This is a genomic window from Moorena sp. SIO4A5, from assembly GCF_010672005.1.
Lineage (GTDB): Bacteria > Cyanobacteriota > Cyanobacteriia > Cyanobacteriales > Coleofasciculaceae > Moorena.
In genome coordinates this window covers 1-3,109 of the sequence record NZ_JAAHHZ010000577.1, presented here as the reverse complement: position 1 = coordinate 3,109, position 3,109 = coordinate 1, and the positions used below count along the sequence as shown (strand labels likewise).

The window sequence follows — 3,109 nt, the reverse complement described above, 5'->3', positions numbered from 1 at the left end:
TTCTGGGCAAGGGCAGAGTCAAAGGAGCGTATAAGGTGGGTAGAACTTGGGTGATTCCTCTGTTTGATGGCATGCCAGTGGTAACGCCTGGCACTCGTGGACCAAAGCGGAATTGGTCAAAGCGTATAGTATAGAGTTTTGACTATTCATCAATAACACCCTTTATGCGCTTGAATAGTTGATCATATTAAATACAGATGTTTAGGATTTATTTTGGTTGAAACTAATTTATCTCACGGGGTGACAACAAAGCTCAAACCTAGGCAGGTGTTAGGTGGCACGGTGTTAGGTGTTGGGGAAATTACAGCGACTCGTGTTGTTGTATTTCCCAGCAGTTGAAGCAATTTTCACAAGACTTCGTCAATGATAGTTTTAATCAATCCATACCCCATGACAATGTTCCCTAACACCTAACCCCTAAAACCTAACCCCTGTAAGATTTTCAATTGGCTTGTAACCCCGTGAACTAATTTATATACCATTAATTTATATACCATTAATTAGTAGGTTTAAACCTACTTGGAACTGATAACTTAATGATTAATCACGCTAATCACGAATAACTAATTACTAACTAATTGCAAATCCTTAACCTCTACATGAACATACTTTTGAATAGTACTGACTAAGTTCTTAAGACTCACTGGTTTAGAGATGTATTCGTCCGCGCCAGCCCCTAGGCATTTCTCCTTATCTCCTGGCATCGCCAGTGCTGTTACGGCAATAATGGGAATAACCCTCGTTTCCTGATTGTCTCGAATTCGCTTAATCGCTTCAATACCGTCCATATCTGGCATCTGAATATCCATCATAATCAGCTGTGGGTGGTACTCTTTAGCCTGGCTAATCGCTTCCCAGCCATTCTTGGCTAATATCAACCGATAGCCTTTGTTTAGCAAGTAATCCCAAATCGTCTTAATGTTAGTCTCATTATCTTCTGCAATTAAAATTAACGGTGACTCTGGAGCTGTTTGAGACATAACCACCAGAGCAGTTTCCGTATGGTTAGGTGACTCTCGTGTTTCTAAAGGACCCAAAATTTTGCTAATTGTTGAGCGCAACAGTTTACGGGAAACTGGTTTAACCAGATATTCAGACGCACCCATCTCCAAAGCTTGCGATCGCTCATCCACTACAGAAAGAATAATCACTGGGATGTGTTCGGTTTGGGGATGAGCTTTTAGCTGAGCCAAAACCTTCCAGCCAGACACCTTCGGCAATTGCAAATCTAGGATAATCACCCCTGGGTTGACCTGTATAACCTGCTCGAGAGCACCTTCTCCTTCAGGGTAAGTCAAGGTTTGTAGCCCTATTTCCCTGATATAGCGAGAAATCACTTCAGCTGCAGTAATAGAGTCTTCGATGATCAGCACTTGGGGATTGGAGATGCCAGATTGAGTAAATTGGCTTAGCTGTTCCAAATCACTGTGGTATTCTCCGTTTGCCTGACCGCTTTGTTTGATCGGCAGAGTTACTGTGAAGCAACTACCTTGACCCACTTCACTCTCGACATCTACCCTACCCCCGTGAATTTCTATGGTTCGTTGCACCAAAGCCAAACCCAATCCTGTACCGGCGTAGCGACGGGACAGACGGCTGTCAATTTGGACGAAGGATTGGAATAACTTACGCATATTTTCTTGAGCAATGCCAATACCAGTATCAATGACACTAAAACAAATAGTATTTCTGAATAAATCTTCCTCAGCTTTTAAAATAACGCTTCCTCCGGTTGGGGTAAACTTCACAGCATTACTGAGCAAATTGATTAGGACTTGTCGGATACGTCGCTCATCCACTTCTATTTCCCATAGTCTCTCAGTTATCTGAGAAGTCAGCTTAATATTTTTGTGATGGGCTTGGTTTCTAACAAACATCAAGCTGGAATTGCAGAGTTTTTGGAGGGAAACAGCACCGATGTGGAGTTCCATCTTCCCAGATTCAATTTTGGCAAGGTCAAGCAGATCATTGATTAGTTCTAGCAAATGTTGACCACTGCCCTGAATTGTGCTGAGAGACTTACGCTGCCTATCTGTAATTGAACCATACACTTCCTCTTGCAAAGCTTCTGATAAACCAAGAATGGCGTTGAGGGGAGTACGTAATTCATGACTCATGCTAGCCAGAAACTCGTCTTTGAGACGAGTAGCCCGTTCTAACTGGGCATTAGCCAGAGCCAGTCTTTGATGATTTTGCCGCATCTGCTCTTCAGCATTTTTACGCTCTGTAATATCTCGACAGACACGGATTAAACCACCATCCTCAAGTAATGTTAGAGAAAATTCCTCAGCAAATGTGCTACCATCCTTGCGCACAGCTGTAGCTTCTCCACTCCATTTTCCTGTTTTAAACAATTGGGGAAAAACTGACTTCTCAATACGCTCAATTTCTTCTGGCGGATAAATCATATGCCATTGCCGACCCACCAGTTGATCCGGTTTAGTGTAGCCAAACAATTCCAGGTGAGTCTGATTGAGGTAAAAGTATTCACCTGCTGGATTAACTAATGCTATGCCATCAGTAGCTGCTTCGAGAGCTGTTAACTGACTTTTGAGAGCTTCTTCTGCTTTTTTACGCTCTGAAATATCGGTGTGAGAACCTGCTATGCGATAAGGCTTACCTGTTTTATCCCACAGCGCCGCTCCACGAGTCAGCAGCCAACGGTAGGTGCCATCTTTGTGTAAAGCACGGAACTCTTCTTGATACTGAAAAAGCTTGCCCTCTAGGTAATTATTAAAACTGAGTAAGGTTTGCTCTAGGTCATCTGGGTGAATAATCTGTGTCCAGGATTCAAAGGTATTGGTAATTTCATCATCTTTATACCCCAACATACTCTTCCAACGAGGGGATAAATACATTTCACCAGTTTGGAGATTGCAATCCCAAATCCCGTCGTTGACTCCTTCTACAGCTAAGGCAAATCGCTCTTTACTATCCTGAAGTTCCTGCTGAGCCTGTTTTCGTTGTTCTTCTACACCAATAGCACTGGCAATCAGGTTCAGCAGTTGTTTGTCTTCTGTACTTGGTTCTACCTGCTGCTGATACAAAACACACAGGGAACCCATTACCTTTTTGTTCCATTTGACCGCAATACCGATGTAAGTACAGG

General features: G+C 42.9%; 1 protein-coding gene and 1 pseudogene. One reads left to right on the top strand and one right to left on the bottom strand.

What is annotated here, in order from left to right; all coding sequences use genetic code 11:
* Positions 1 to 125: pseudogene (locus F6K57_RS41295) on the top strand (DNA-binding protein); the annotation flags it as partial.
* Positions 126 to 563: 438 nt separating this feature from the next.
* Here the strand turns inward: F6K57_RS41295 and F6K57_RS41290 are convergent.
* On the bottom strand, positions 564 to 3,109 hold a 2,546-nt coding region (locus F6K57_RS41290; RefSeq protein ID WP_293074895.1), incomplete at its 5' end, for a response regulator.